At 60.2% G+C, this 20352-nt stretch carries 21 protein-coding genes; 6 read left to right on the top strand and 15 right to left on the bottom strand.

What is annotated here, in order from left to right; all coding sequences use genetic code 11:
- Positions 1 to 124: 124 nt before the first annotated feature.
- Positions 125 to 526, top strand: coding sequence for an acyl-CoA thioesterase (locus tag FHT93_RS15035; protein ID WP_112542933.1), 402 nt, complete (start codon positions 125 to 127; stop codon positions 524 to 526).
- Here the strand turns inward: FHT93_RS15035 and FHT93_RS15040 are convergent.
- The 3 genes from FHT93_RS15040 to FHT93_RS15050 are packed head-to-tail and all read right to left on the bottom strand — an operon-like array spanning position 523 to position 2392.
- On the bottom strand, positions 523 to 1086 hold the full coding sequence (locus tag FHT93_RS15040; protein ID WP_113116294.1) for a biotin transporter BioY: 564 nt from the start codon (positions 1084 to 1086) through the stop codon (positions 523 to 525). The two genes, FHT93_RS15035 and FHT93_RS15040, sit on opposite strands and share 4 nt — an antisense overlap.
- 23 nt (positions 1087 to 1109) lie before the next feature.
- Positions 1110 to 1718 carry an energy-coupling factor transporter transmembrane protein EcfT gene (locus FHT93_RS15045; protein ID WP_113208669.1) on the bottom strand — a complete coding sequence of 203 codons (609 nt, stop codon included), beginning with the start codon at positions 1716 to 1718 and terminating at the stop codon, positions 1110 to 1112.
- Entirely contained in the window at positions 1718 to 2392 is a 675-nt protein-coding gene (locus tag FHT93_RS15050; RefSeq protein WP_112542936.1) for an ABC transporter ATP-binding protein, read from the bottom strand. The genes FHT93_RS15045 and FHT93_RS15050 overlap by 1 nt, the downstream gene beginning before the upstream one ends.
- A gap of 125 nt (positions 2393 to 2517) precedes the next feature.
- On the opposite strand from FHT93_RS15050, the gene FHT93_RS15055 reads away from it, so the two are divergent.
- Positions 2518 to 3708 (top strand): winged helix-turn-helix domain-containing protein, encoded by a 1191-nt coding sequence (locus FHT93_RS15055; RefSeq protein ID WP_183848173.1) that lies wholly within the window; start codon positions 2518 to 2520, stop codon positions 3706 to 3708.
- Positions 3709 to 3741: 33 nt separating this feature from the next.
- Here FHT93_RS15055 and ribB read toward each other — a convergent pair whose 3' ends face one another.
- The 3 genes from ribB to FHT93_RS15070 all read right to left on the bottom strand — a co-directional run bounded on the left by ribB (position 3742) and on the right by FHT93_RS15070 (position 9306).
- A complete protein-coding gene (ribB, locus tag FHT93_RS15060; protein WP_112971078.1) occupies positions 3742 to 4845 on the bottom strand; it encodes a 3,4-dihydroxy-2-butanone-4-phosphate synthase in 1104 nt (367 codons plus the stop codon).
- 10 nt (positions 4846 to 4855) lie between these two features.
- Entirely contained in the window at positions 4856 to 5953 is a 1098-nt protein-coding gene (gene aroC / locus FHT93_RS15065; RefSeq protein ID WP_183848175.1) for a chorismate synthase, read from the bottom strand.
- A 179-nt stretch (positions 5954 to 6132) separates the two neighbouring features.
- Positions 6133 to 9306 (bottom strand): EAL domain-containing protein, encoded by a 3174-nt coding sequence (locus FHT93_RS15070; protein WP_112542940.1) that lies wholly within the window; start codon positions 9304 to 9306, stop codon positions 6133 to 6135.
- A gap of 246 nt (positions 9307 to 9552) precedes the next feature.
- Between FHT93_RS15070 and FHT93_RS15075 the strand changes: the two genes are divergently transcribed.
- The gene (locus FHT93_RS15075) at positions 9553 to 9813 is read left to right on the top strand and encodes a DUF1344 domain-containing protein (RefSeq protein WP_112542941.1); all 261 of its coding nucleotides are present in this window, start codon (positions 9553 to 9555) and stop codon (positions 9811 to 9813) included.
- A 16-nt stretch (positions 9814 to 9829) separates the two neighbouring features.
- Here FHT93_RS15075 and FHT93_RS15080 read toward each other — a convergent pair whose 3' ends face one another.
- The 4 genes from FHT93_RS15080 to FHT93_RS15095 form a co-directional block, all read right to left on the bottom strand.
- Positions 9830 to 10420, bottom strand: coding sequence for a histidine phosphatase family protein (locus tag FHT93_RS15080; protein ID WP_112542942.1), 591 nt, complete (start codon positions 10418 to 10420; stop codon positions 9830 to 9832).
- A gap of 32 nt (positions 10421 to 10452) precedes the next feature.
- Positions 10453 to 11271 carry an enoyl-ACP reductase FabI gene (gene fabI / locus FHT93_RS15085; RefSeq protein ID WP_112542943.1) on the bottom strand — a complete coding sequence of 273 codons (819 nt, stop codon included), beginning with the start codon at positions 11269 to 11271 and terminating at the stop codon, positions 10453 to 10455.
- 122 nt (positions 11272 to 11393) lie between these two features.
- A complete protein-coding gene (locus tag FHT93_RS15090; protein WP_183848177.1) occupies positions 11394 to 12605 on the bottom strand; it encodes a DnaJ C-terminal domain-containing protein in 1212 nt (403 codons plus the stop codon).
- A gap of 281 nt (positions 12606 to 12886) precedes the next feature.
- Positions 12887 to 13345: an RT0821/Lpp0805 family surface protein gene (locus tag FHT93_RS15095; RefSeq protein WP_112542945.1), complete on the bottom strand. Its 459-nt coding sequence runs from the start codon at positions 13343 to 13345 to the stop codon at positions 12887 to 12889.
- 64 nt (positions 13346 to 13409) lie between these two features.
- On the opposite strand from FHT93_RS15095, the gene pdxH reads away from it, so the two are divergent.
- The gene (pdxH, locus tag FHT93_RS15100) at positions 13410 to 14030 is read left to right on the top strand and encodes a pyridoxamine 5'-phosphate oxidase (RefSeq protein ID WP_112542946.1); all 621 of its coding nucleotides are present in this window, start codon (positions 13410 to 13412) and stop codon (positions 14028 to 14030) included.
- A 5-nt stretch (positions 14031 to 14035) separates the two neighbouring features.
- Here pdxH and FHT93_RS15105 read toward each other — a convergent pair whose 3' ends face one another.
- A complete protein-coding gene (locus tag FHT93_RS15105; RefSeq protein WP_113015018.1) occupies positions 14036 to 15070 on the bottom strand; it encodes a polysaccharide deacetylase family protein in 1035 nt (344 codons plus the stop codon).
- 233 nt (positions 15071 to 15303) lie between these two features.
- Here FHT93_RS15105 and FHT93_RS15110 point away from each other — a divergent pair, with 233 nt between their 5' ends.
- A complete protein-coding gene (locus FHT93_RS15110) occupies positions 15304 to 16590 on the top strand; it encodes a D-alanyl-D-alanine carboxypeptidase family protein (RefSeq protein ID WP_113015017.1) in 1287 nt (428 codons plus the stop codon).
- 65 nt (positions 16591 to 16655) lie between these two features.
- Positions 16656 to 16964 carry a pyrophosphatase gene (locus FHT93_RS15115; protein WP_113015016.1) on the top strand — a complete coding sequence of 103 codons (309 nt, stop codon included), beginning with the start codon at positions 16656 to 16658 and terminating at the stop codon, positions 16962 to 16964.
- Here the strand turns inward: FHT93_RS15115 and FHT93_RS15120 are convergent.
- The 4 genes from FHT93_RS15120 to FHT93_RS15135 form a co-directional block, all read right to left on the bottom strand.
- On the bottom strand, positions 16945 to 17571 hold the full coding sequence (locus tag FHT93_RS15120; protein ID WP_162728524.1) for a hypothetical protein: 627 nt from the start codon (positions 17569 to 17571) through the stop codon (positions 16945 to 16947). The genes FHT93_RS15115 and FHT93_RS15120 overlap by 20 nt on opposite strands.
- 42 nt (positions 17572 to 17613) lie before the next feature.
- A complete protein-coding gene (locus FHT93_RS15125; RefSeq protein ID WP_113015014.1) occupies positions 17614 to 18102 on the bottom strand; it encodes a GNAT family N-acetyltransferase in 489 nt (162 codons plus the stop codon).
- Between the two features lie 12 nt (positions 18103 to 18114).
- Complete coding sequence (gene tldD, locus FHT93_RS15130) at positions 18115 to 19530, bottom strand: metalloprotease TldD (protein WP_113015013.1); 1416 nt, start codon at positions 19528 to 19530, stop codon at positions 18115 to 18117.
- Between the two features lie 78 nt (positions 19531 to 19608).
- Positions 19609 to 20271, bottom strand: a complete 663-nt coding sequence (locus FHT93_RS15135; RefSeq protein WP_183848179.1) for an invasion associated locus B family protein — start codon at positions 20269 to 20271, stop codon at positions 19609 to 19611.
- Between the last annotated feature and the right edge of the window lie 81 nt (positions 20272 to 20352).

Genomic DNA, 20352 nt, shown 5'->3' on the forward strand with positions numbered 1-20352 from the left:
TCAACAAGCCGCATAGCCGCAGTTAAGAGCCATGTGCCGGCGTTTACGCTATTTTAATTGTTTCGTTTACATCGCCGGACCCCGTGCTAGGGTCGCAGTGATAACCTGCAAGGCAGACCAGTAAATGAGTAAGACGAACCGCCCGGACATGGTGGAATTGCGTGTGCCGTTTCGCGATGTCGATATGAACGGCCAGATGTTTCTGGCCTCCTATATTTCCTATGCGGAATCCGTACTTGCAGGTTTCTGGTCATTGAGACCCGGCGTAGAAGACGAGCCTGTTTACACTCCTGCCAAGGTGTCCTGCATCCTTCACCGGCCACTGCACTATCACGAGACGGTAACCTTCACTGCTGGCGTCGATAAGATCGGCGTCCGTTCCATCGGCTTCCTTATCGCTGCCGAGATCGAAGACGAGCGTGCCGCCGAAGTTGAGATCACCTGGCAGGCACGCAGCCGTGAGGACGGCGAGCCGGTCACGCTTCCCGAAGAAACGCGCGACTGGCTCTATGGCTTCCTGGATTAGGCGCGAACCGGCAGCAACGGATAGCCGACCATAACAGCTCGGCCAACAAGGGCCGCTACGAAGGCCTTGAGGACGTCCCCAGGGACGTAGAAAAGGCTGCCGAGGAAGGCCTTCTGCAAGGTGACATCGGCCACAATAGCCGCAAAGATAATGCCAAATGGATAGAGCACGAAGATGCCGCCGATGACGGCAGCAAGGAAAAAGCTCACCGTCTGCACGAGGCCTGACTGTCCGGCGTTGACCAGCCGCTCGCTGAGGAAGCCTGTAACAAAAGCAGCGAACACCCAGCCATACAGGAAACCTGAGGTAGGGGCGACAAGGGCCGTCATTCCGCCGCGGCCGCCCGAAAGCACCGGTAGGTTCATTGCGACAAGCGCAATTACAATAAGCACTGCAATAGAGCCACGTTTTGCGCCAAGGACGACGCCTGCCATCATCACGCCGAGCGATTGTGCAGTAATCGGAACTGCGACAATACCGACATAAATAGGCGGCAACAGGCCGAGGGCCACGATGATCGCGGCGAAAAGAGCGGTAAGAACGAGGTCGCGCGTGCTCATCGTGATCTCCAATTCACAAAACGTTAACTGACATGCCGTCGAATGCCGCGTGCGTCAATTGCCGCAGCAACATTATCCGCATCCCTCAGCGTTAAAATGATGAGCGGGGTAAGGATCGTCGTCGGTCGCACTTTCAGCCCGCGAGCCGCATGTGCCTCGCTGATCGCATGGTAACGGGCAATGATCTCGGGCACGAAACGCAGCACGAGACCGACCGCCAAACCAACATCAGTGGCCTTCACCCAGCCGATGCGTTCCAGTGGCCGCACAAGCGTCGTTATCTCGTCCATGAACTGGGCGATCGTCGTTGTGGCCGTCACGGCGGCGGCAAACAGCATCAGCGCAGTCAGCCGTAGCAACGTTGCCAAAGCTTGATGCCACGGATTAACAATAAAGGTGACGAGCGCCACGAACGCGATTGTCAGGAGGATCGGTTTCAGCCGAGCGGCTGATTCCTTCTTCGGCATGCCGACGCTGCGATAGGCGAGCACGGTCAGCAGCATGACGACTGCGAGCAGCGGAATATTGTTGCTGATGAACAGCACTAAGCCGAGCAGGAAGAGCGAAAAGATCTTTGCCCGAGGCGAAAGCCGGTGCAGGGCGCTGTTGCCTTCGAGATAAAGTGACTGCATCAGGCCGCAAGCTCCCTGTAGTGGGCGATCGCTTCTGCTGCCGGCGCATCGGCTGCCAGCTTGCCTTCGTGGAACAGCAGCACTCGCTCGAAACCTGAAATCAATTCAAGATCATGGGTGATGACGACGACATTTTCTTCGAGCCCGTCGATGGTCTTCTGCACCAGAGCGCGGTTGCGCAGGTCGAGCTGGTTGGTTGGCTCGTCGAGGATAAGGATATCGGGACCCGTCGCCAACACCGAGCAAAGCGCCGCGATCTGCAGCTCGCCGCCCGAAAGCTCATGCGCCCGGCGAGGAGCCAGTTCCTCGGCATTGAACCGGGCGAGCACCAGCTCGACCTTTTTCTCGATCTCCGCCTTTGTGAGGCCTCGGCCTTTCAGTCCAAAAGCGATGTCGTCCCTGACGATCGGCAGGATGATCTGGTTCTGCGGCGACTGGAAGATGAAGCCGACTTCGGCAAGCGCCGTCTTCTCGTCGCGCGTATCCCGTCCATTGACGATAACCTTGCCCGTGGTGGGTTTCATGAGCCCATTGACCATCCGCGCGAAAGTGGTCTTGCCGGAGCCATTGAGCCCGATGACGCCGAGGCGGTTTTCGGTGAGAGACAGCGTCAGCGGCTCGACCGCTACCCTTGCTCCGAAACTGGCGCCTGCGCTCTCGAAACGAATATTCAATTCTGGTCCCCGTGTTTGAATTCCCGCTTTTATAGAGCGCTGATGACCCGATAAAGGATCAAAATCAAATCGGCTGGAATATCGTATCGGGTGGCTAGGAAGATTTTCCGCGCTATGATGGCTGGATGACGAATCTGCTCTCCAATTCCGATGCCCGCCGTATCTTTCTCGCCAAGCAAGGTCTGAGCGCGCCTCCGAACCGCGCGTTGACCAAGGCCGGCCTGCTGGACCTCATTCATGATCTCGGCTTCGTGCAGGTGGACAGCATCCAGACGGTGGAGCGCGCCCATCACCAGATTCTCTTTTCCCGCAACCAGACCTACCGGCGCGAACACTTGACCGCGCTGTTGGAGAAGGATGGCTCGCTCTTCGAGCACTGGACGCACGATGCCTCCATCCTGCCCAGCGCCTTCTTCAAATATTGGAAGCACAAGTTCCTCGACGAGGAGAAGGCAATCATCGAGCGCTGGCGCAAATGGCGTGGCGAAGGCTTTGAAGCCTCCTTCGAGGAGACCTTTGAACGGGTGGCCAAGAACGGCGCGATCCTGGCGCGCGACATGAAGGCGGACGGGCATGTTTCCGGCGGCTGGTGGAACTGGCACCCGAACAAGACAGCGCTCGAATATTTCTGGCGCACCGGCAAATTCGCGATCGCCGGCCGCTCCAATTTCCAGAAGATCTATGATCTCGCCGAACGCGTCATCCCTGCCGAATTCCACGAACCGGTGGTAAGCCGCGAGGAATTCGTCGACTGGGCCTGCCGCAGCGCGCTTGCCCGTCTGGGCTTTGCCACGCACGGCGAAATCGCAGCCTTCTGGGACCTGCTCTCGCCGGATGAGGCAAAGGCTTGGGTGGCTGATCATCGGGATGAATTGATCGAGGTGCTGATCGAACCGGCCCTTGGCGGCAAGCCACGTTCCTCCTGGGCTTCAGCCGATTTCCTTGGCACGCTCGATGACTATCCTGAAGCACCGCCGCGAATCCGGGTGCTCAGCCCGTTTGACCCGATGATCCGGGACAGAAACCGGACAGAGCGACTGTTCGGTTTCTTCTACCGCATCGAAATCTTCGTCCCGGAGCCGAAGCGCGAATATGGCTACTACGTGTTTCCGCTCCTGGAAGGCGACAGGCTCATCGGCCGTATCGACATGAAGGCCGACCGCAAGAACGGCACGCTGGACGTCAAAAGGCTATGGCTGGAACCGCGTGTCAAGACATCCGCCGGGCGGCTCGAAAAGCTGGAGGCAGAACTGGAGCGTCTGGCGCGTTTCGCCGGCGTGGAGAAAGTCGTCTATCTGGACGGCTGGAAAGGATGATCCCTTCTCCTTGAGAGCGGAAGGGATCGCCGGTCAGCAGATCTCGGTGGTGGAAATCTTGATGCCGAAACCTTCCAGGCCGACATAGTGCCGCTCGCGGCTGGTCAGAAGCTTGATGGAGCTGACGCCAAGATCCTTCAGAATCTGTGCGCCGAGGCCGATTTCCAGCCATTCGCTGTCGCGTGTCTGTGCCTCGACATGGGCCTCGCGGCCCTGATTGCGGGCCTTGCGGCCATTGTCGTAATGGCCGACGCCGACCGAGCCTTCACGCAGGTAGACGATGACGCCACGGCCCTGTTCAGCGATCTTCTGCATGTAGAAGTCGACCGGTTTGCGCTTGCCGAACAGATCGTCGGCGACGTTTTCCGGATGCAGGCGCACCGGAATATCGACGCCATCCCTGATATCGCCGAAGACGACGGCGAGATGCTGCATCGGATCCCAGGGTAGGGAATAGGTGTGCGCCTTGGCCTTTCCGAACGGTGTCTCGATATCGAAGCTCGAACCGAGCTCGATCAGCGTTTCCTTGCGCTGGCGATAAGCAATGAGGTCGGCGACCGACAGAAGCTTCAGCCCGTGCTGCTCGGCGAAATCCACGACCTGCGGGCCGCGCGTCACCGTGCCGTCGTCATTGACGAGTTCGGAGATGACGCCGATCGGCGGCAGGCCGGCAAGCTTGCAGAGATCGACTGCCGCTTCCGTATGTCCGGAGCGCATCAGCACGCCGCCTTCGCGGGAGACCAGCGGGAAAATGTGCCCCGGGCGGACGAAATCCGACGCGCCGACATTCGGGTTGGCAAGGTTGCGCACTGTCAGCGTGCGGTCGTCGGCGGAAATGCCCGTCGTCGTACCGTGCTTGAAATCGACGGAAACGGTGAAGGCGGTGGTGTGCGCGGAATCGTTTTCCGCCACCATCGCGTTGAGGTTCAGTCGCTTGGCCTCTTCCTTCGGCATCGGCGCGCAGACGATGCCCGACGTGTGGCGCACGATGAAAGCCATCTTTTCCGGCGTCGCGTGCACGGCGGCGACGATCAGGTCGCCCTCGTTTTCACGATCATTGTCATCCATGACGACGACGATCTCGCCGGCTTCGAAGGCCCTGATAGCATCGACAACACGCTTCTGGTCATAAGGCATGGGACAAGTCCTATTTCAGCCGGCCGGTCTGGCCGCGGTCGCGAAGATAGTGGTCGGCAACGGCGCAGGCGATCATCGCCTCGCCGATCGGCACGGCACGGATGCCGACGCAGGGGTCATGACGGCCCTTGGTGCGGATATCGACATTCTTGCCGTCGGCATCGATCGACTGCCGTTCGGTGAGAATGGATGAGGTCGGCTTGACGGCGAAGCGGGCAATAACCGGCTGGCCGGTCGAAATCCCACCAAGAATGCCGCCGGCATTGTTGGACAGGAAAATCGGCTTGCCGTCATTGCCCATACGCATCTCGTCGGCATTGTCCTCGCCACTCGTTTCGGCGGCAGCAAAACCGTTGCCGATTTCCACGCCCTTCACGGCATTGATCGACATCAGCAGCGAAGCGATATCCTGGTCGAGCTTGCTGTAGATCGGTGCGCCGAGGCCGGCCGGCACGCCTTCGGCAATCACCTCGACGACGGCGCCGATCGAAGAGCCGGCCTTGCGGATGCCGTCGAGATACTCTTCCCAGACGGGCACGATCTCGGCATCGGGAGAGAAGAACGGGTTCTGCCCGACCTGATCCCAGTCCCAGTTGGCGCGGTTGATCTTGTGCTTGCCGATCTGCACAAGCGCGCCACGGATGGTGACACCGGGCACGACGAGCCGGGCAATGCCGCCTGCCGCAACGCGGGCTGCCGTCTCGCGGGCAGAGGACCGGCCGCCGCCGCGATAGTCGCGGATGCCGTATTTCGTATCATAGGTATAGTCGGCATGGCCGGGGCGATACTGCCGGGCAATGTCGCCGTAATCCTTGGAGCGTTGGTCGGTATTTTCGATCAGCATGGAGATCGGCGTGCCGGTCGTAATCATCGTCTCGCCGTCGGCATCCATCATCACACCGGAGAGAACATTTACCAGGTCGTCTTCGCGCCGCTGGGTGACGAAACGGCTCTGGCCGGGCTTGCGCTTGTCGAGCCAGACCTGCAGGTCCTCCAGCTTGAAGCGCAGTCCCGGAGGGCAGCCGTCGACGACGGCGCCGAGCGCCGGCCCGTGGCTTTCGCCCCAGGTGGTTACACGGAAGAGATGACCGAATGTATTGTGCGACATGTGTTCCCGCCGGATGCGCGGAGCCGGTCGTCACCGGCCGCGCCATTACTCAAAAAGGCGCGACACTCATAGGCCAAAAAACCGTTCAGGCAAAAGCCTTTCTTTGCGCCTGATGGTGCGATCGCGGAAATGGTATTTCGGAATTTTGCCTTCGTACGTACGAATGGATGCACAGCGCTCTAGGATGCCAGCAGCCAGGCCGTGCCGCGCGCCTCGATGGCGAAATCATCGAAGGAGAGGGGGCGTGCGAAGGCGTAACCCTGCAGGAGATCGCAGCCGAGATCGCGCAGCAATTCTGCGTGGGCGAGTGTCTCGACGCCCTCGGCAACTGTCTCCACGCCGAGCGAGCGGGCGATTTCGATGATGGAACTGACGAGCGCGCGCTCCTGGGAGGAGGCGACGATCGGCTTTACGAGCTGCCGGTCGATCTTCAGCCGTTTTGGCTTGAGCTTGAGCAGCGACACGATCGACGTATGACCGGTACCGAAATCGTCGATCTCGATATCGATGCCGAGTGCCTTGATCCGTTCGAGGTTATGCGAAACCACGTCCTCGCTTTCATCGAGGAAAATGGATTCCACCAGCTCGAAGGAAATTTCGCCGGGACGGATCTGCAGGCCTTCGAGCGATTCCAGAAGGCTGCCATCATGCAGGCGCCGTGCCGAAACGTTGACGGAGATTTTTGGTATGAAGATACCCTGTGCCGCCCAGCGCATCTTGTCGCGCAGAGCGGTCTCCAGCACGATGCGGTCGAGCGTCTGCACGACATTGATCTCGTCGGCAATGCGCAGGAACTTGTCCGGCGTGAGCAAGCCCCTGGAGGGATGGCGCCAGCGCACCAGCGCCTCGACACCGGTCAGTTTCATCGTGCGGGCGCTGAACTGCGGCTGGTACCAGGCCGTGAACTCGCCGTTGTCGATCCCGGCCAGGATTTCATCAGCCGTGCGTTTATTGTTGATGATGTCGGCCTGCAGATTGTGGTTGAAAAATTCGAAACGATTGCGGCCGAGGCTCTTGGCCCGGTAGAGCGCGATATCGGCATTGATCAGGACCTTGCGGGCGTCGACATGGATGCCGTTCGCCAGCGCAATACCGATCGACACACCACAACGGCAGGGAAAGCCCTGGAAATCGATCGGCTGGCGCATTTCCTCGATGACGCGGCCGGCAAGCTCCGCCATCTCCTTATCGCCCACGTCGAAGGAGAGGATGACGAACTCATCACCGCCGATACGCGCAACGACATCGCTGTCGCGCAGGCTTCTTGAAAGTACGCGTGAAGCATGCACCAGCATCGCGTCGCCGGCGGCATGCCCGAGCGTGTCGTTGATTTCCTTGAAGCGGTCGAGGTCGATATGCAGGATCGCGAATTTCTGCCGCTCGCCGCGGCCGGCATCCGTCAGGTTTTCCAGTGCGATATCAAGCTTGCGGCGATTGGCGAGCGAGGTCAGCGGGTCGTGCAGGGAGTTGTGCTCGATCCTGTTCTTGGCGAGTTCCAGCTCGATGTTTTTGGTGATCGCCTCATCCTTCGCGGCCTTGAGGCGCAGCGTCATCAACGCATCCTCGGTCGAATCGAAGGCGATGCCGATGATCTTCATCTCGCCGGCCGGCGTGCGATGCACCTTGCCGACGGAGCGCACGTAGCGCAGGCCGCCATTTTCATCCGGCACGCGGCAGACGAGCGTATGCGTGTCTCCGACTTGCTTGAAATGGCGGGCGCTTTCGAGCGCCAGTCCGCGATCATCGGGGTGAATGCAGGAGAGCCAGGCGTCTTCGGTCACGAAGGCATTGCTCTGCTTCAATCCGTAGAGCTCGTGCATGCGCTCGTCCCAGATCGAGCCGCGCTTGCCGAGAATGGCCTCCCAGATGCCGCATTGATAGGAATCGAGCGCGAGGTCGAGCTTGCCGGAGAGTTCGGAAAGCTCCGCCTCGCGGCTCGAAAGTTCTTCCAGCGCGAGTTCCAGCTCGGCATTCTTGAGCTCGCTCGTTTCCTTGGCAAGGCGAAGCGTGTTGGTGACTTCCGCATCGGCTGTCACATCCCAGACGATGCCGATTGTTTTTCCTGTGCCGCCGGCATCCGTATAGAAGGCGCCGATGGAGCGCAGGTGGCGGATCCGGCCGTCTTCCCGCATCACCCTGTACTGCGCGGTGCAGGCTTCTCCCGCGATGCTGCAGCCGAAGAAATGAACCTCGGCGATTTCGCGGTCTTCGGGCACGATCGTCGAAAGCCACACTTCCAGCGGCCGGCTGCCTTCGATCGACTTGAGGCCGTGAAGGGTGGATGCACGGGCGTCCCAGGAAAGGTTGGTGGCGTTCTCCTGCAACTCCCATATGCCGATGCGGGAAGATTCCAGCGCCAGGTTAAGGCGCTGCGACAGTTCGAGAAGTTTGGCTTCGCGGGCCTCGAGCTGCGTGATGTTACGGTTGCGTTCGCCGAGCAGCAGGGTCGCGAAAAAGATCGGGATGATGATCACGCAGCCCGCGGCGACGATGATCAATCGCAATTCATGCCGATTGCCGGGAACCGCGTGCCAGCCGTCGTTCGGCACTGCCGCCAGTTCCCATCGCCCGCCCGCGAAGCTCATCTTGCGGCGGAGCGGGTCCTTTTCGTAAATATTGGCGGGGCCGAAGAAGGGCGCAGCCGTCTCATTCGGAATGCCGATGTCGCGCACCGCGATCGAAAGATGGTCGAGATGCGGATAGCGCTCCTGATTTTCGCTGTTGCGCGCTGGCATCAGGCCGGTCGACTCGTAGAACATGTTTTGGTCTATGACCACCTCGACCGCGCCCCAGATGCGGCGCTGGCCGTTCTGTTTGACGAAAACCGGAAAGAAGATCGCGAAGGCGTTTTCTGCATCCGTCGTCTTGAAGGGGCCGTAGAAGCGTGCCGACTGGTCGCCGGCATTGCGGCTGATCGACATGCGCTCCATCAGCCGCTCGCGCACATCCTTGCCGATTCGGTCCTTGTCGGATTGCGCCGGATAGACCGATTTGACGATGAAATCGGGCGCGAGCGTAATATTGATGAAATGCGGGTTCTGGATCAGCAGCCAGTTGATCTGCCGCTCCATCTCCGCCTCGTTCGTCTGCGTGCTGAGCGAGATCAGGTTGGAAAGGTCGCGGACGGCGGTAATATCCATATTGATCTGCGCCATCACGCGGGCACGGATCAGGTTGGTCTCGTTTTCAGTGCGGATGTGCAGCTCGCGCAGATAGGCAGCAGTATTCGCGCGGTCGAGTGCAAAGCCGACGGCAATAACGACGATGGCCACGATGGCGGAAACCAGCAGAGAGACGCGCGTATTCTTCAGAACACGCCGCAGCTGGTTGCCGTTGCTCAGCCGGAATTGCAAATCACACACCCCTACATTCGCGCCGACTTTAGGGGGCAGGGGTTAATTTACGATTGCGCGCATTCGCGGCCGCTAAATCACGTAAACAGAGAGAAAAAGACGGTTAAACGGGCCTCTTGATTATCCGTAAAATCCTATTCATCAATTGGGCGCCGAAAGCCATTCTTCCGGGCAATTTTCGCCATATTCAGGAGTTTATCTGTGGCCACTCGATATCCATGGCAGCGCTTAAAGGGGATTGCCGACATGCGTTTCGTTATTGCTACGCTTCTGGCGACGGCAAATTTTCTTTCGCCCATGAGCAGTTTTGCCGAGAGTGCCGATGTCGAGGCGACGATCAAGAAGGTCGACACTACCAATCTCGTCCTGACGCTGGATGACGGCAAGACCTATCAGGCGCCCGAGGAATTCGATTTCGAAGGCCTGAAGGCCGGCGTCAAGGTTGTGATCTTCTATACGGAAGTCGACGGCAAGCGCGTCATCAACGATCTCGACATCGTCAAGTAAGCAAGGATCTGCAGGATCAGATCCAGCCGATCTGGCCTCGCGACGTCTCGATCCTCAAAATCCGGTCCTGCGGGATTTCGCCTTCGGAGGCGACATCCTTGGGAAGGTTGGAGATTAGCTTGAACAGGCTTCTGATGACGCCGCCATGGGTGACGCAAACGGTTGGCCGGTCGACTGAATTCAGCCATGCGCCTGTTCGCCACGACATGATCTCGTAGCTTTCCGCATCCTCGCCCGGCGGAATGAAATCCCACTTGTTGATGTTGCGTTCCGTCACTCGCTCGGCCTGAGAGACCCTGAGCTGCTTTATCGTATAGCCTTCCCAGTCGCCAAAGGAGACTTCGACCAGGCGTTCGTCGGTTCGATAGTCCTTGGGCGGAAGCCCCATGGCTGATCGCATGATCTCCATGGTCTCGCGCGTGCGCCCGAGCGGGCTTGCGACGAAATCGAATTCCGTATCCTCGCCCTTCAGGACCGCCGCAAGGGCGATCCCGTTCTGTCTTGCCTGTTCGCGGCCGATCGCATTGATCGGAATATCCTTCTGCCCCTGCAGGCGGCGTTCCGCATTCCAGTCGGTCTGGCCGTGTCTGATCACATAGATAAGCACGGGGATCGGCTCCGCTTCGCAGGTAAGGACGCTCAGTCCTTGATGACGGAAATGTCAGGCGCGTCCACAGCCTTCATGCCGATGACATGATAGCCGCTGTCGGCGTGATGCACTTCACCCGTCACGGAACGCGACAGGTCCGAGAGCAGGTAGAGGCCGACATCGCCCACTTCCTCGATGGTCACGGTACGACGCAGCGGCGCGTTATACTCGTTCCACTTGAGGATGTAGCGGAAATCGCCGATGCCGGAGGCCGCAAGCGTCTTGATCGGGCCTGCCGAAACGGCGTTGACGCGGATGTTCTTCGGTCCGAGGTCGACGGCGAGATATTTGACGCTCGCTTCGAGTGCCGCCTTGGCAACGCCCATGACGTTGTAGTTCGGCATCACCTTCTCAGCACCGTAATAGGTGAGCGTGAGCATCGAACCGCCTTCCGTCATCAGCTTCTCGGCGCGGCGCGCGACCGACGTGAAGGAGTAGACGGAGATCTGCATGGTCTTGGTGAAATTGTCAGGCGTCGTATCGACGTAACGGCCGGTCAGCTCGTCCTTGTCGGAGAAACCGATCGCATGCACGATGAAATCGATCTTGCCCCACAGCTTCTCGACGTTTTCGAAAACGGCATCGATCGTCGATTCGTCGCTGACGTCGCAATGGCCGACCATGACGGCGCCGATTTCGGCAGCCAGGGGCTCCACGCGCTTCTTCAGGGCATCGCCCTGATAGGTGAATGCAACTTCTCCGCCCTGCGCATGAATGGCCTTGGCAATACCCCACGCAATCGAACGATTGTTGGCGACACCCATGATGACGCCGCGTTTGCCTGCCATGAGGCCGGATGCTTGAGCCATATTTCGCTTCCCTAGGAATTCTGATGATCCTGCCTATGGCATAGGCCGTTAATCGGTTCAAGCAGGCCCAAGATCATCAACTGTTAGGCATCGTAACAAAGGGTGCGATTGTCACCAAAATTTCATAAAAATAGCCCTTCACGCATGCTGCGCATGAGATCGGTGACCTTATCGTCAGGTTTTTCCCACAACATAATGCGCAATTCGACGACGAGATCGCCTTTTCCACCGCTGTCGTTGGTCAGCCCCTGGTCGGGAATGCGGATCGTCTTGTCGGAACCGGACCAGGCGGGGACCGTTACATTGACCGGTCCCTGCGGACCATCGACGCGCGCTTCGGTGCCAAGCACTGCGTTCTCGATGTTGAGCGGCAGCACGGCATGCACGTCGAAACCATCGACGGTGAATCTCGGATCGGGCGCGATATGGATGTTGATGACGGCATCGCCGCGTTGCATGCCCGGCAACTTGAATCCCTGGCCCTTGAGCCGGACCTGATGGCCTTCGGTCGTGCCGGCTGGCAGGGCAAAGCCGACTTCACGGCCTTCCGGAAGAGAAACCGTCGTCCAGCTGCCCCTCATGATGTCTTCGATCGTCACGGTGGCAGTTGCCACCTCATCCGGTGCTTTTTCAGGGCCTGGCTGACCGGTACCGGTGAAGCGGCGCACCAGCGAGGTCAGAAGGCTGAGCGGCAGGGACATGTTGACGCCAGTGCCGGTCGTGGCCTCCGTCTGCTCATCCTCCGCCCTGGCGGTTTCGGATTCTGCTGTATCCTGTTCCGGCTGCCTGGCCGCCTCGGCTGCATGCGGCTTGGCCTGTGCCTGCTGGGAGTGCGCCTGCTGAGAGTATGCTTGCTGTGTCTGCGGTTGCGCCTGCGCGCCGGCGCTGCGGGTCGCTTGTGCGCCAAAGATGCGCTCGACCATCTCTTCTGCCGCTTCGGTCGAGCCTGCCTGCTGCTGCTGCTTGGCACCTGCCGCTGCGGCCTTCTGTGCACTGGCATTGGCGCGTGCAAGCTCTTCCATCACCCGCTCGGCATTGGCCTGAGCGGCCTTGGCGCGGGCGGCAGCCTCATGCGCAGCTTGACGCTGCTGCATGATCGTCTGCTCCTGCTTCTTTGCTTCAGCCATGCGTACGGCGCTGTCGAAGAGATTGCGCTTTCGCGGATCTTTCAGTGTTTCATAGGCGCGGCCGATCTCGGCGAAACGCGCGGTGGCCGTGGGGTCGCCCTGATTGTGATCGGGATGCACGGCCTTGGCCATGTTGCGCCAGGCCGCCTTGATTTCGTCCGCATCCGCGTCGCGCTTGACGCCCAGAACCTTATATGGATCACGCATTGTTCGCACCGCCGCTGTCGCAATCCGGGAGGCATCTTCCTCGTGGCGCTCCCGGAAACCGAATCTCAACTCATGACGCGCCTCCCGGTTCACGACAGGAAAGCACGCTCGTCGGCAGATCGTGCGGGAGAGTTGCTAATCACTTCTTATTTCCGAAGCTGGATATGGGGTGTTTTGCCGCTAATGGTTAGTCTTTCACTAAACATTGAAGCGAATCGGCACGCCGCATTAACCCTGAAGTTTCAGGGTGGCCAACGCCGCAAAACGGGTAAAGGAGCGGATCAGCTTTCCGGCTGGAAGCTCAGAAGCTGCCAGTTTCCGCCGCCGACAAGGCAGGTCTTGCCGTAGAATTTGGCGATACCGACATAGGAATGGCGTGTCGTGCGGAATTGCCGGCAGACCTGACCGGCATCATTATTCTCGACGATCGTGTCGATGACGCCGGCGCTGCCGGTCGAGGCATTGGCCCAGGGAAGCGGCTGCCCCTCGAGTTTCTGGATATCGGCCGACGTCACGGCGTTGCGCACCGTCATTTCGTCGGAAAGCGTATCGGTGCTCGGGGCGGGCTGCGGCACCGTGCCGGTCGCAACCGAACGATCCACCTTTGCCGAGCTCAGGAAGTCGAACCCCCCGGTCATGCAGCCGGAAAGTGACAGGATCGCAATACCGACGATGGAGAGTCTGACGCTGCGGCGCAGCGAACCCTTTGTATGGCGATGTGTCTTTGCTATGACTTCCACCCTGCATCCTTCCCCAGTCTGAGAGGCTGGGTCAGTTTTTAGAAACCTCGGGATTTGAATTAATATGTCGGCAAACGGGTTAACAGCTGGTGACTTTACGGAAAGTGAAGAGCCCTTCAAGCTCTTTGGGGAGTGGCTGAAGGAGGCGGAGGCTTCCGAACTCAACGACCCCAATGCTGTCGCGCTCGCGACGGTCGATGAAGATGGGCTGCCCAATGTCCGCATGGTTCTCCTGAAGGGTTTCGATACCGACGGATTCGTCTTCTACACGAATTTCGAGAGTCAGAAAGGTCGCGAAATCTTGGGACAGAAGAAAGCTGCCATGTGTTTCCACTGGAAAACGCTGCGCCGTCAGGTGCGCGTTCGCGGCCCTGTTGAACTGGTCACCGACGCAGAGGCCGACGCCTACTTTGCGACCCGTGCCCGCGGCAGCCGCATCGGCGCCTGGGCTTCCAAGCAGTCGCGCCCGCTCGAAAGCCGTTTTGCCCTGGAGAAGGCGGTTGCCGAATACACCACGCGCTACGCCATCGGCGATATTCCGCGCCCGTCTTACTGGTCTGGTTTCCGGATCCGCCCGACCTCGATCGAGTTCTGGAAAGACCAGAAGTTCCGGCTGCACGACCGGATCGAATTCCGCCGGCCGACGCCCGAGGGGGGCTGGGACAAGGTGCGGATGTACCCGTAAAGAACCTATTTCCCAAGCAGTTTCAATGGAATGCCTGATGCCAGCGCCGAAACATAGCGTGACCTCTGGTAAAAGCCGTTGAGCGAGATACGCGGCATATAGGTGGGCTGGCTTGCTGCCGGAAAGCCCGGCTGTGTTGTCACGGCTACGGCAAAGCCGAGCTTTGCCGCAAGCTCCGCTTCACGGCCCTTTGTTGCCTCCTTCGTCCCATAGGGAAAAGCGATTGTCCGGGGACGAATGCCGGTGATCGATTCGACATAATCTGCCGAGATTTCCATCTCGATCCGGGCTTCGGCATGCGGCAGGCGGGCAAGTGCCCTGTGGCTGATAGTATGGGCGCCGAGACTGGCGAGCGGGCTTGCCGAAAGCTTGCGCAGCTCCTGCGGTCCCATGACCAGTTTCCGCGTAATGTCGAGCGGCTCGATCCCGTGGCGCCGCGCCAGCGCATCCACCTCGGCGAGGGCGCGGCTCTCGTCCTGCCTGTGGATAAACTCGGCAAGCCTGTCGAAGGCGTCCCATTTCCGGACGAGCGTATCGAGCGCCAGTCTCTCCCTGCCGCGGCCGAAATTGAACTCGATGCTATTTTCCCGGTTAAGCAGCAGTGCCAGCGTTTCCCACCAGATGCTGTGCGAGCCCTCGGCAAAGCCCTGCGCTATGAAAATGGTAAAGGGCGCCTGATGCCGTTCGAAGACGGGCAGGGCATGGATCAGATTGTTGCGATACCCGTCATCCAGTGTGAAAGCGGCGAACAGGCGATCGTCCTGCGGGTCCGACAACAGGGAGGGCACCGCATCGAGCGGCACGAAACGATAGCCCATCCGTCTCAGGCGCCGGAGCGTTGAATCCAGAAATTCTGGTGTTATTTCAAGGTGCTGGTTCGGTTCGAACGGTTGGGCGACATGCGGGCGCACATGATGGAGCGTGAAGATGACGCCGCGTCCGCGGGCCTCCTTCATGAGCCCGGCAGCGCTCGCCAGCCACGCCGCTTCCAGCCCGCCGCCGATCGCGATGCGCTTCAGCCGCCGCTTCCACTGCCCCATTTTTTCCGTGACCCCGCTTTGTAATCGTGTCACACAGGCTACCAATGCCGCCGTTAAACCTTGCTGAATCCCGGAGGGAAAACGGGTTGTTGACCGGCTGTTAACCAAGCGAAACAAAAGCTTGGAAAAAACTTGGGCGTTGCCTCAAAGTCGCGCCAGATTATGGGCATCTGTCACAATACGGGACATAATTCCGGTTGTAGCGACTCGCCGGGTATAATGAGGGGAAGTGCATGAGAAGGCTTTTGGCTGCCATTTTGACCGCGTCGCTGGCACTTTCTGCACCTGTTGCGGCCTTCGCCGGTAGCGCTTCCCTCGTCCTCGATGCCCGCACCGGCAAGGTTCTTGCCTCGGAAAACGGTGATACGCTGAACCATCCGGCTTCGCTGACGAAGATGATGACGCTCTATCTCACCTTCGAGGCGCTCAATCGCGGCAAGATCACCTGGGATACACCGATCACCATGTCGAAATATGCTGCCTCCCGTCCGCCGACAAAGCTCGGCGTGAAGGCCGGCGGCACGATCACGGTGCGCGAGGCGGTCTATGGCATGATCGTCAAATCGGCCAATGATGCGGCCGCCGCCATGGGTGAGAAGCTCGGCGGCTCGGAAAGCAATTTCGCCAGGCTCATGACCCAGCGGGCCCGTCAGCTCGGCATGGGCCGCACGGTCTTCGTCAATGCTTCCGGCCTGCCGGACAAGCGTCAGGTCACGACGGCGCGCGATATGTCCACGCTCGCCGTGGCGCTGATGAAGAACTATCCAGGCGAATATCGCCTCTTCTCCATCGCAAGCTTCAATTTCCGCGGCCAGACCATCCGCGGCCACAACAATCTCATGTACCGCTATCAGGGCATGGACGGTATCAAGACCGGCTATACCAATGCCTCCGGTTTCAACATTGTCAGCGCCGTGAAGGACGGCAGCCGCCGCGTGGTTGGCGTTGTGCTCGGCGGCCGCACGGCCCGCAGCCGCGATGCCAAGATGGCCGGATTGTTCGACCGCTATATGGGCAGAGCTTCCTCCGGTGGCGCCAGCTTGACTGCAAGCATCAATGCCAAGCAGCAGGTCGAGGTCGCCTCGGCTGCGGAGCAGACGGATGTTCCCGTGCCGGCGAACGCGCCGCGCGTTGCGGACGAGGCAGCAGCACCCGCACCGAAGGCGCTTGGCTTTGCCAATGACGGAGTTGTCCCGCTTGAGCGCCCGGCGGCAATGGACGAAATCATGAATGCCGGCAAGGCACCGAAAGCGCCGGCCGGCAAGGCAGGCGGCTGGCAAATCCAGATCTCCGCTGCCCCGAGCGCCGATGCTGCCCGCGCGCTCCTCGCGCAGGCCCAGTCCGAGGCCGGTGCGCCGCTGGTTTCTGCCTCGCCCTACACGGAAGCTGTCGGCAAGGGCGCCAATGCGATTTATCGCGCGCGTTTCATTGGCTTCCAGAGCAAGGAAGACGCGACCTCTGCCTGCGACGCCCTGAAGAAGCGCTCCTACGACTGCATGCTGTTGCCGAACCAGGGCTGAGCCGCGGCTCGCTCTGGACAAACTTCGGGAATCGGCGCTCTCCTCATAAACAAAAGGAGAACGTCATGCTGCAACGGCTCGCCGACCAGTTCGAGACCTCATCGTCCGCCTACGCCGCCGCCAATGACATCGAGCGCGATGCCGATTGGTTTCTGCTGAAGCTGCAGGAGGAAATGGGAGAACTGACCCAGGCCTGGAACCGCCTGACCGGCCGCGGCCGTGCCAAAGGCCGTTCGCCCGAGGAGATGGAGCGCGACCTGGCCGACGAAACTGCCGATATTCTCGGCCATGTCTTGCTCTTTGCTCGGCGTCACGAGGTGGATCTCGCCGCCGCAATCGAACGGAAATGGCGGTTCAAGCCTTCGGCGCAGTAACGTTTCCTGCTTCACGTCTTTGCGCGATCCACCATCGGCATTGTTCTTCCGTATAGCCGAGCAGACGCCCCAGGTGATATTCGCTTTCGTCCGTCCAAAGTCTTCCGCTCATCAGCTCGGTGTAGGCATCGAACCGCCATTCTTCCCTGGGCAGTGCATAGAGTATGCAAATCAGGACAAACTTGCCCTGAACGAATGGCTTCACCCGTTCGATGATTGCCCCGCTATCGACGTAGGGCTGAAAGTAGGCTCGGACCTTCTCCAAAATCCCCGAGTTTTCTTCGTCCGAAAACACTGCGAATGGCTTGCGACCGTCCAGCATCAGGGCGAGCTCGAAGTTAGTATGGACCAGATAGGGCACGCAATCGATCCATCCCGGCCGGGTGAGCACGACCTCACCGTCCGGTTCGGGAGAGGGGAGGGCCAGCGTCGAGGAGAGCCCGTCCAGTTCGCTTTTCTCAAGGTAGAAGAGATGGTGTGCCAGTTCGGATGTTTCGACGTCGAGAATGGCCGCAACAGCCTCCATCGGAGCCTCGAAGCGCATCTCGTGCGCTGAGCAGCCCGTCTCAGGCGAAAGGAATTTCAGCAGAAATGTCTCCATCGCCAAGCAGCGCCCCATGGGCTTGATGTTCTATTGCTTGAGGTTAGCCTATATTGTCCGCCGGTAGAACTTGCTGTCGACGGCCATTCGCGGGAATTCTCGCGGCAGGTCCTTGCTGGCGATCTCGGAGAAACCGTTCTTCTCATAGAACCGGTGCGCGGCGACGAACTTGTCCGTCGTGCCGAGGAAGATATCGGTGACGCCGACTTTGCCGGCATGGGCAAAAAGCGCTTCGAGCAGCCGGGCGGCCACACCGTGTTCGCGGCCCCGCACCTCGGCGGCCACGAACATCTTTCGCAGGGCCACCTGGTTGTTGCCAATATCCTTGAGGCCGAGAGTGCCGACGACGGCACCATCCTTGACCGCCACCCAGAACTGGCCCTTGCCGGACTGATAGAAATCCGGAATGACACGCAGGTCCGGCTGCGTGTCGGCGGTGATGTCGATGCCGAATTCTTCGCGCTGGATCGGCAGGATGACCGAAATCACGCCATCGGCATCGTCAGGAGCGAAGGTTCTAATCTCGATTTCGGCCATGATCGCACCGCCTCAGGTCTGCGTGCCGCCGACCGTCACCTGGTCCATGCGCAGGTGCGGCTGGCCGACGCCGACGGGAACCCATTGGCCGGCCTTGCCGCAATTGCCGATACCGGTGTCGAGCTTCATGTCGTTGCCGATCATCGATACGCGCTTCATGGCGTCCGGGCCATTGCCGATCAGCATGGCGCCCTTGATCGGCGCACCGATCTTGCCGTTTTCGATGAGATAGGCCTCGGTGCAGCCGAAGACGAATTTGCCTGACGTGATGTCTACCTGACCGCCGCCGAAGGAGACGGCATAAATGCCCTTCTTGACCGAAGCGATGATTTCTTCCGGCGTCTTGTCCCCACCGAGCATATAGGTGTTCGTCATGCGCGGCATTGGCACATGTGCATAACCCTGGCGACGGCCGTTGCCGGTGGGCGCCATGCCCATCAGCCGGGCGTTCTGCCGGTCCTGCATGTATCCGACCAGTTTACCGTTTTCGATCAGCACGTTGTAGGCGGAAGGCGTGCCTTCGTCGTCGATGGTGATCGAACCGCGGCGGCTGTCGATCGTACCGTCGTCGACGACGGTCACGCCGGGGGCGGCCACCACCTGGCCGAGGAGACCGGCAAAGGCAGACGTCTTCTTGCGGTTGAAGTCGCCTTCGAGACCATGGCCCACGGCCTCGTGCAGCATGACGCCGGGCCAGCCCGAGCCGAGCACGACATCCATCGTACCGGCGGGTGCATCGATCGCTTCAAGATTGACGAGTGCCTGCCGCAGCGCTTCGTCCGCACCGTGCTGCCAGCTTCCTGTCGCGATGAAATCACCGAAACCGATGCGGCCGCCCTGGCCGTAGGAGCCGCTCTCCTGCCGGTCGCCGTCGCCGACCATGACGGAGATGTTGATGCGCGTCATCGGACGGATATCCTGCACGCGATGGCCATCGGCGCGCAGGATATCGACCACCTGCCAGCTTGCCGCGACCGAAGCAGTGACCTGCCGCACCTTGTCGTTCTTGCCACGCAGATAGGCGTCGATATCAGTCAGCACCTTGACCTTCTCCTCGAAGGTCGGCGAACCGATCGGGTTCTCGTCGGTATAGAGCTTGCGGTTAGTACCCTGCGGTGCTGCCGCGTAAGAGCCGGAATAACCGCGCGTGACGGCGCCGACCGCATCGGCTGCCCGCTTCAGCGCCGAAATCGAAAGGTCGCCCGCATGGGCATAGCCGACCGCTTCGCCGGCAACCGCGCGCAGGCCAAAACCCTGCTCTGTGTTGAAGCTGCCGCCCTTGAGGCGGCCATTGTCGAAGGTCAGCGATTCCGCCTGCGCGTGCTCGATAAAGAGCTCGCCGTCATCGGCGCCGGAAAGCGCCTCGGCGACATGCTTGCGCATCGTCGCTTCATCGGCATCGAAAAGCGTCAGGAGATCGGTGGTCATGGTTTTATGCTCCGCAAGAAGAGCGGTAATGCTCAATAGCCGATGTAGGTCTGATGCACTGCCCGAGCAAGCCCTGCATCAGGGCAGGGCGTCGTAGCCTTCTGCGAAGCCCTTGAGGTCGACGGGGATGCCGATGCCTTCTTCCGGCGTCTGGAAGACGATGAAGGTTGCCTGCGCGCCGCTGCGGAAGGTCTTGAGCAGTTCGTCCTCGAGAACGACTTCGGCATAGCAGCCGTCGGCAAAGCAGCGCACGAAATAGGCGCGGCCGATATCCTTGCCATCGACATTGAGGCCGAGGCCGTTCGGCAGCAGCACGCCGAGCGGAGCCAGAACGCGCAGGATCTTCGACTTGCGGTCGGCGGTCTTCAGGACGACGACGGAGAGGCCTACTTCAGGACGGTCTTCGGCAATGACGTTCTGCATCAGCGCGCACTGCTCGGCCGAGGCGCCCGCTGGCTTGTCGCAGACGACGGACCATGCGCCATGGTTGGAACGGACCGTGCCGGGAGCCGGCGGCTGAGCCTGGCTGGGCGTTACCTGCTCGACGTTCGGCGTCGCAGACGGTGCGGGCTGCTGTGTCGGTGCGGGCCTCGGAGCAGGCGTGGCAGGACGCGACTGCGCGGGCGTCGGCGTCTGCTGCGCGAAAACGGGGCTCGTCGCGGCGGTCGCGATGCCTGCGGCCAGAACAAAAGGCCGCGCGAGGGAACGGAAACCCATGAAAACCTCTGGATATCGAATCATTGCCGCTATTTGTGAAGCTGCCCACAGAAAATGAAAAGCCCCACCCCGTGAAAACCGGGGGACTGCGGCAGAAATAGGACC

This window comes from Rhizobium sp. BK379 (assembly GCF_014193955.1).
Classification (GTDB): Bacteria; Pseudomonadota; Alphaproteobacteria; order Rhizobiales; family Rhizobiaceae; genus Rhizobium.